Source organism: Bacillus cereus group sp. BfR-BA-01379 (genome assembly GCF_022663605.1).
Classification (GTDB): domain Bacteria; phylum Bacillota; class Bacilli; order Bacillales; family Bacillaceae_G; genus Bacillus_A; species Bacillus_A mobilis.
The window spans coordinates 24139-32390 of sequence record NZ_JAKUFT010000058.1 but is presented as its reverse complement, the minus strand read 5'-3'; the positions used below and the strand labels follow the sequence as shown (position 1 = coordinate 32390).

Here is an 8252-nt window from a genome sequence, read left to right as displayed (position 1 = left end):
TAATAATCCGTATACAACCGAAGGAATACCAACTAATAATTCTAAAACAGGCTTCAATACTTTATTTCCAAACTTCGGCGAAATTAAATTCATGAATATAGCAAGAGCTATAGCAATTGGTGCACTAATAATAACCGCACCTAACGAAACCACTGTTGAACCTACAATGAAAATCAAAGCTCCAAAGGTTCCTTCGTCAGCATTTGGATTCCACTTTGTCGATGTTAACATCTCAGTAAATGAGATACCGCTTTGTGTAAAAGATTGAATACCTTTACCGCAAATAAACGCAATAATAGCTAATGTAATTAAAACAATAAAAATCCCACAAAACGTAACAAGCGATCTTCCTATATACTCACTTTTTACGTAATTAATTTGTTTTTTCCCCTTCATCACAGGTCAGACCCCACTTCATAGATTGAAATGAACAGGACTGGCCTTGCAGCCAGCCCCATAAAATTTTATTACTTATTTAATTTAGACATTGGAATGTAACCCATATCTTCTACTTGCTTTTCAAAGTCTTTACCTTTTACATAGTCAATGTAAGCTTTCGTTGCTTCTTTCGCTTCACCTTTTGTTACCATGTACTCGTAAGACCAGAATGGATATTTACCAGAAGAAATGTTTTCAACTTTCGGTTCAGAACCATCAATTTTCACTGTTTGTAGTGCACCTTTTTTCTCGCCAACCATGTAAGACATTGCTAAATAACTTACTGATCCTGGAGTAGAGTTAATCGCTTGCTCTACTGCACCGTTAGAATCTTGTGTTGTACCAGTTCCATCATTAATTTTCGCGTCTTTCATAACTGTCTTTTCAAATGTAGCACGTGTACCAGATGAAGCCGGACGGTTAATTACGTTGATTTTTTCATCTTTCCCGCCTACCTCTTTCCAGTTTGTTACTTTTCCAGTGAAGATATCTTGTACTTGTTGTACTGTTAAGTTATCAACTTTTACATCTTTATTTACGACAAGTGCGAATGCAATACCCGCAACCTTGTTATCTACTAATTCTTTCGCTTTTTCAGCATCTTTTATTTTATCTCCCGATGGAACATCTGAATTACCAATTTGTACCGCACCCGATGCTACTTGGTTAATCCCAGTTCCACTACCGCCACCTTGAACTTGAATAGAAACTTTTGAATTTTTTTCCATGAATTTCTTTCCAGCTTCCTCCGCAAGAGGTAGAAGAGCTGTAGAACCAGCTGCTGCAATCGTACCTGATAATTCTTGTTTTGTATTATCGCTTCCTTTAGCAGTGTCTTTACTAGCTGTATCTTCTGCTTTCCCACATCCAACTAACGCTCCTGCCACCACTAAAGCTGCTAAAGAAAATTTAATACCTTTTTTCATAACCATGTCTTGTACCCCCATTTGGATTATCGCTTTTCGAATTCATTTTCTTTCGAACACAAATTCATTGTAGGACAACAATATTATGTGAGTGTTAAGCAATTTTTAATTTTAAGTAAATGACGATAATACTCTTTAAAAGCTAGGAATCCCAACATTTATAGTTAAAGAACCCAACAAAATCCACATTAATTAAGTAGTAATGTAAATTTAGTCTTAACAATGTAAATTCAATGTAAATGTTTTTCGCTCTTTTCCCCTCTTGGTTAAAAATATATTTACAAATCCATTATATTTTTTAACTTTTACACTCTTACTTCATTTACATTCAACAGAATTTCAGTAATATTTTTTAGTACAACTAAATAAATTGGAACAATTCTAAAAATAAATGAATATTTTTAAAGTACCAATTGACAGCATCATCCAATGTAGTCTACTATATTACTAACAAAAAGTTTACCTAAGGAAACTTTTTAAACTTAAACTAACAATATAGAGATGAGGTAACTTTTATGGTATCGGCTAATACAAAACCACTTTCCGCATTTAAGACAGGAGAGTTTGTACAGATTGAGAAGATACAATTAGAAGGAACTATGAAACGACGTTTATTAGATTTAGGATTTATCCCTGGGGCAACGATTAAAGTATTACAGCGCAGTCCACTTGGAGATCCGGTCGCTTATCAAGTAAGCAATACAACTATTGCATTACGCAAGGAAGAAAGTTCCCTTATTTTCGGGGTATCAATAGGAGATGATTTCAGATGAGCAAACATCGCATTGCTTTAGCTGGTAACCCGAACACCGGGAAAAGTACATTATTTAATACTTTAACAGGCTTAAAACAGCATACTGGAAACTGGACGGGAAAAACTGTTTTAAAAGCTGAAGGGGAATACGAACATAACGGAAGTAAATATACATTAATAGATTTACCTGGAACTTACTCACTATATTCAAATTCTGCGGATGAAGAAGTAGCAAGAGATTATATTATATTTGAAAAACCAGAAGTAACTGTCGTTGTTATAGATGCAACTGCAATGGAAAGAAATTTAAATTTAGCACTCCAAGTGATGGAAATGACGAACAACGTAGTCATTTGTATTAATTTAATTGATGAAGCTGAGAAAAAAGGCATCGTTATTGATGAAAAGAAATTAGCAAAATCGCTCGGTGTACCTGTAGTTAAGATTTCCGCTCGTAACCGAGTAGGTATTGGGCATTTGCTAAGTGTTATCGCTAAAGTAGCAAATAAAAAACTAATTCCAACACCAATTAAGGTTTCTTACAGTGAAAAAATTGAAAGTATGATTCAAGAATTAGAACCACAAATTTATAAAGTGTTCGGTGATACGTATCCAGCACGTTGGATTGCGTTACGTATATTAGATGGAGATAAAAATTTCTTAACTACACTCCAAAAACACCATAATGAACCACTTGTAAGGGAGGTCGTAATGAATGGAATCTCACTCAGCCAGTAAGGCTCTTCCATTAGACTATATTATTCAACATGCACAAGCACTCTCAAAAGAAGATATACGAGATGATATTGTCGGAGATATTTATCGAACATCCGCAAGCATATGTAAAGAGTCTGTTCAATATACAAATACCGATAAATTGTATCGTTCTGAAAAACTAGATAAAATTTTCACATCTCCCATCTGGGGATTCCCAATTATGCTCGGTATTTTATCTATTATTTTTTATCTTACAATTGCAGGCGCTAACGTACCGTCTGATATGATTGCTGAATTCTTCGGATGGGCCGAAGGATATTTAACATCTTGGTTCCAGGCAGCACATGCACCTGAATGGTTACATGGCATTTTAATCCTTGGTTTATTCCGTGGTATCGGTGCTGTTATTAGCGTTATGTTACCACCTATGGCAATCTTTTTCCCTATGTTCGCACTATTAGAAAACTATGGATACTTACCGCGTGTTGCATTTAATATGGACCGCTTATTCAAACGCTCCGGTGCACATGGTAAACAATCTTTAACAATGGCAATGGGCTTTGGTTGTAATGCAGCCGCTATTATGTCAACACGTATTATTGAATCGCCACGTGAACGCATGCTTGCAATCTTAACAAACAACTTCGTTCCTTGTAACGGTCGCTGGCCTATGTTAATTTTAATGGCTTCATTATTTATGGCTGCTGGTTATACAGGTAGTATGCAAACATTAGTTACTGCTGGCGTTGTAGTTGGGATGGTTGTAATTGGTGTTATTATGACATTAACTGTTTCTTGGGTACTATCAAAAACAGCTTTAAAAGGTGTGCCAACTCACTACACTCTTGAGTTACCACCGTACCGTAAGCCAAAAGTTTGGAATACAATTGTACGTGCAACACTCGATAAATCTATTTATGTTTTAAAACGAGCTGTCGTTGTAGCTGCCCCTGCGGCTGCATTAACTTGGTTACTCGCTAACATTTTCATCGGCGACACAAGCTTACTTATGTATTTTGTAAACTTCCTAGATCCATTTGCTAAAATGTTAGGACTTGACGGTTTTATTCTAGCTGCGTTCATTCTTGGATTACCAGCGAATGAAATTGTTATCCCAATTTTATTAATGTCTTATTTATCAACTGGAGCTTTAACTGAAATAGATGATTTTAATCAAATTAAAAATCTATTCTTAGAAAATGGTTGGACTTGGTTAACAGCGTTAAACACAATGTTGTTCTCACTTCTTCATTTCCCATGTGGAACAACACTGGTTAACATATATAAAGAAACAAAAAGTGCCAAATGGACATTCTTATCGTTTGCAATCCCTACCGTTATCGCCATTGTTGTAACATTCCTCTCTACACAATTGGTACATTGGTTAGGGCTTGTATAAGCAAAGCATACATAGAAGGTATCCCCCTTTACATTTGCTTTGCGCGAAAGAAACCTGAATTTATTTAGGTTTCTTTTTTTGTGCATCAGTATTCCAAGGCTGCGCCCCATACGTTGTAAGTTTCTTATGAATAAAGTATATGGTTCCCGGAAGAACCGCCATTAATATCGTGCAACTAATTCCCAATCCAGTAAACAACTTACATCACCTTATTTCACTCTTTTCGGTAAAGCTGAACCAGAATGTTCAATTGTTGGATGAACATGAACAGTAATTTCAGCATTACTAAAGTAATTTTCGCCTTGATCCCAATTATTACTTATCTTTTTCCATTCTTTATAATTATGTCGCTTATATACTTCCCCTAATTCTAATACATCTACCTTATATTTTTTTTGAACAAGCTTAATCGACTTTTGGATGCGTTTCTCCATTTCCTCCGAGATATCCTTCTCTAAACGCTTTTCATTCAAAACCTTTTTATGATCACTAAAGTGTAACTCAGCCAATGTACCTTCCAAAGATAAGTGAATATTAAACTTTGGTTTTGTGACATTCGTTGTAGATACTTTAATTTTCCGACGCAACTTATGAATTTCATATGTAATAAGTTGATTCTTTTTACGGATGGTAAAAAAACCACCAATTTTTTTACCTATTATATAATTCATCCCTAATGTTTCTTCCCCACTCAAACTGCCTACACACTTATTATCCTTTCCACGAAACAACGCTGCCCCGTTCATTTGTACCCCTTGTTTTGTTAGTTCAAGAATAGGTAATACGAAACTTCGATTGGAAATCATCTTTTCCTGGACTTCACCAATTCTTGCGGCCTCAATCATTTGGGCATTTTTCGGAGGATGTTCAGCTAACATATCAATATACTGCGCCGGTAAGTTTTCAGGCTTAGCACTCTGTTTCAATATAGCTTCTGCATCTTTTTCAGAAACGAACAAACGAATATTTCGTCGCATCTCATGATCACGAATATATACATCTAACGTATTTTGTAAAACATATGGATTCGCTAGTAAATCTTTAGAAAAAATGATCACTTGTATATGCGGAAAGAATAATGTGCGACTAATTTTTTTGGCGATAATTCGTATTTGCTCAAAGACACTATCTGCTTTTGCACTAACATTAATATAATTTTCACTATCCCCACTACTTTGTCCACCTTGCTGTGCTAACTTACTGGGAAGCACCATCTGATACGTCCCTTTCATAATGGGATTCGCTTTCTTTTTTTTCACAATATCATAAGCTGCACCTACTACAAATCCTCTTTCTTCTATTTCTTCTAGCTCAGAACACCCACTAATAGATCCAGCTAAAACCATAAGCATCATAATTTTAAGAAGGTGTTTCATTTCTACCATTCCTTCTTTTTATTTTATATACAATTAAAACGAGCAAAGGCGCTAAAACAACAAACCCCATATCTATCCAAGCTAAATAAGTCCCATAACTTGACAAAGCATTCAAACTACTCGGTATCATATTCAGCATAAAAATGATCGGGGCACTTCCAAAAATGAAAATATGTTTCTTCACTTTTGGAAACATAGCGCAAAATAATAGAGATGCGACGTCGTAATACATGGCTGTCGTGTTATAAATCGTAATAATCCAAGTCGTAAAAAAAATCGCATCAAACCTTTCTAAAAACCCTCCACCAATTTCAATTTCTTTCCCTAATTCAATTGTTGGATACGTCAATCCACGAGTTGTCATATACGTAAAAACACTAATACAAGTTACATAAATTAAAATATACGACAGCACATTTACCATTACCGCTTTCGCAACTGCCATTGGTGCTTTTTTTGCCGTCTTATCGTTTAACAACACAGCATAAAACAAAGCTACTTCAAATCCAATAAACGTAAAAATAGAATTCTTAACTCCAACAGCATATTGACTCACTTTCGTTTGAAAAGCTGGTAACAAATTATTTATTTCCATTAAATTTATATTCAATAAAGAAAGAAGCACTATCGCAATTAAAACAATAGGTAAAAATAGAACATTTAACCTTAATAAGGCCGCTCTTGATCCCGCTATTCCATAAATAACAACTAATAAGAAGAAGAAAGACAGTAGTTGTATCGGTGTATCGCTAAACAAATACGTTTGAGAAATAATTGAAATCATTCGCGATTCATATGCTGTCAAAGCAGAAAATGTTAATATTAAAATACTACTAATTGTATACGCAACAGGCTTTGTCAAATGCGCACTCGTATATTGAACAAAGTTTTGTTTCGGGAATAAAATAGCTACCTTCGTTACAAACCAACCTAAAACTGCACAAACTAATCCACCCAAAAGCAAAATAATCCAACCGTCCGAAAATAAAGTTTGGCCAGCAATATCTCTTGGCATAGACAATGCTCCTATACCAATAATTGTTGAAGATACCGCAAACCCAATTTCCCGAGATCCAATCTCTTCATCGCCATACTCAAATGGTTTCAATTACTCTCGCTCCTTTGGACGTAATATAGCATCTTTCGTTTGTAAATATTCCGGTCTCTCTTTCAACATCGATTTTGGCATGCGAATAATTTCTTCTTTCCAATCTTTATAAAATGCAGGAGCAATAGGCGTTGTATATGGGACACCAACACTCGTTAAATTCGTAATATGAACTGCGAGTGCGATAAGCGCTAAAATAATTCCATATAAACCAAAAGCAGTCGCTGCTAATACAAAGACGAAAAGTAAAATACGAAACGTAATCGTAATGCTATATACAGGGAGAGAAAAGGTAGCAATAGCTGTAACCGCAATAATGATAACTAAAAACGGATTTACAATTCCTGCGTTCACCGCTGCTTCTCCAATTACAAGACCACCTACAATCCCAATTGTTTGCCCCATCGGTTTTGGCAACCTAATTCCCGCTTCTCGTATTAACTCCATCGTTAATGCCATCATTAGCGTTTCTATATAGGCAGGAAATGGAACACCTTCCCTTGCCCCAGCAATTGAATACGCCAGTTTAGAAGGAATAAGCCCTTGATGATATGAGACGAGCGCTACATACATCGCCGGCATTAAAACTGCGACTATACCAGAACCCATCCGCAAAATTCTTAATAAAGTCCCAATTACCCAGCGCTCATAGTGATCTTCCACAGATTGAAAAATATCAACAAATACTAGCGGAGCTATAAGAGCAAACGGTGACCCATCCACCAAAATAGCTGCCTTTCCTTTCGCTAATGAGGCCACAATATTATCAGGCCTTTCTGTATTCAAAAACTGCGGAAACGGTGACAAATTATTATCTTGAATTAATTGCTCAATCGTACCCGTCTCAAAAACGACATCTGTCACTATCGATTGAAGACGTCGATCTAGCTCTTTTACAATGTAAGGATTAATAATGTCTTCTATATATACTAGGGTTACCTCTTTCTGCGATCGCTTCCCCATAATATAAGATTGAAATCTCAGCTTTGGATCGCGTAAACTACGGCGAATTAACATTTTATTCACGTTAATATCTTCATTTAATCCAACCCTCGGTCCACGTATTAAATCTTCTGTTACCGGCGGTTCTAAACTTCTTTTTTCCCAAGCTCTACTATTAACCACGATAGCGGTTTGAATATTATCAATTAATATAACCGTATCTCCTGCTAAAATCGCATTTATAATATCCGGAAACGTTGTCTTCTTACCGACTTCCGCAATAGAAATAAAACGATCCAATAATGTTTGAACAACAGCTTCTTCTTTATGTACTTCTTCATATTGAAGTGTACGAACTACATATTTATAAACATTATCCTTATCAGTTAACCCACATAAAAAAATAACAGCACAGCGTGTAAAACTACCAGCAAGAGCAACCTCCCTAATTGTTAAATCATTAGGCGAACCTAACTCATCCCTAATTTCTTTCATAACTTCAAATAAGTTACCTTTTAACTCTAACAATTCCCCCACCTAACTTCCTTTTCAACAAGTTTTTAGTTAGATTCCGCTAATAGAAGAAAATATA

General features: G+C 35.6%; 8 protein-coding genes. 3 read left to right on the top strand and 5 right to left on the bottom strand.

Annotation, left to right across the window (positions count from 1 at the left end; all coding sequences use genetic code 11):
* Positions 1-396, bottom strand: a 396-nt coding sequence (locus tag MR113_RS19720) for a PstC family ABC transporter permease (protein WP_396022483.1), incomplete at its 3' end; no start/stop codon positions are given.
* A 71-nt stretch (positions 397-467) separates the two neighbouring features.
* On the bottom strand, positions 468-1370 hold the full coding sequence (locus MR113_RS19715; protein ID WP_242256353.1) for a phosphate ABC transporter substrate-binding protein PstS family protein: 903 nt from the start codon (positions 1368-1370) through the stop codon (positions 468-470).
* A 509-nt stretch (positions 1371-1879) separates the two neighbouring features.
* Here MR113_RS19715 and MR113_RS19710 point away from each other — a divergent pair.
* From MR113_RS19710 to MR113_RS19700, 3 genes are read left to right on the top strand one after another with little or no spacing between them, the layout of a single operon-like run.
* Complete coding sequence (locus tag MR113_RS19710) at positions 1880-2137, top strand: FeoA family protein (RefSeq protein ID WP_242256351.1); 258 nt, start codon at positions 1880-1882, stop codon at positions 2135-2137.
* The gene (locus MR113_RS19705; RefSeq protein WP_000033846.1) at positions 2134-2856 is read left to right on the top strand and encodes a FeoB small GTPase domain-containing protein; all 723 of its coding nucleotides are present in this window, start codon (positions 2134-2136) and stop codon (positions 2854-2856) included. The genes MR113_RS19710 and MR113_RS19705 overlap by 4 nt, the downstream gene beginning before the upstream one ends.
* Positions 2834-4234 carry a nucleoside recognition domain-containing protein gene (locus MR113_RS19700; protein ID WP_061676309.1) on the top strand — a complete coding sequence of 467 codons (1401 nt, stop codon included), beginning with the start codon at positions 2834-2836 and terminating at the stop codon, positions 4232-4234. The genes MR113_RS19705 and MR113_RS19700 overlap by 23 nt, the downstream gene beginning before the upstream one ends.
* Positions 4235-4443: 209 nt before the next feature.
* On the opposite strand, the gene gerLC is transcribed toward MR113_RS19700, so the two are convergent.
* From gerLC to gerLA, 3 genes are read right to left on the bottom strand one after another with little or no spacing between them, the layout of a single operon-like run.
* The gene (gene gerLC, locus MR113_RS19695) at positions 4444-5610 is read right to left on the bottom strand and encodes a spore germination protein GerLC (RefSeq protein WP_242256349.1); all 1167 of its coding nucleotides are present in this window, start codon (positions 5608-5610) and stop codon (positions 4444-4446) included.
* Positions 5594-6718 carry a spore germination protein GerLB gene (gene gerLB, locus MR113_RS19690; RefSeq protein ID WP_242256347.1) on the bottom strand — a complete coding sequence of 375 codons (1125 nt, stop codon included), beginning with the start codon at positions 6716-6718 and terminating at the stop codon, positions 5594-5596. Before gerLB ends, gerLC begins: the two co-directional genes overlap by 17 nt.
* Positions 6719-8197, bottom strand: coding sequence for a spore germination protein GerLA (gerLA, locus tag MR113_RS19685; RefSeq protein WP_242256345.1), 1479 nt, complete (start codon positions 8195-8197; stop codon positions 6719-6721). It abuts the gene before it with no gap.
* Between the last annotated feature and the right edge of the window lie 55 nt (positions 8198-8252).

Bases quoted from the DNA above. Each gene is read 5' to 3' on its own strand.
- MR113_RS19710 (WP_242256351.1), top strand. From the start codon at position 1,880: ATGGTATCGGCTAATACAAAACCACTTTCCGCATTTAAGACAGGAGAG.
- gerLC (WP_242256349.1), bottom strand. From the start codon at position 5,610: ATGAAACACCTTCTTAAAATTATGATGCTTATGGTTTTAGCTGGATCT.
- MR113_RS19705 (WP_000033846.1), top strand. From the start codon at position 2,134: ATGAGCAAACATCGCATTGCTTTAGCTGGTAACCCGAACACCGGGAAA.
- MR113_RS19715 (WP_242256353.1), bottom strand. From the start codon at position 1,370: ATGGTTATGAAAAAAGGTATTAAATTTTCTTTAGCAGCTTTAGTGGTG.
- MR113_RS19700 (WP_061676309.1), top strand. From the start codon at position 2,834: ATGGAATCTCACTCAGCCAGTAAGGCTCTTCCATTAGACTATATTATT.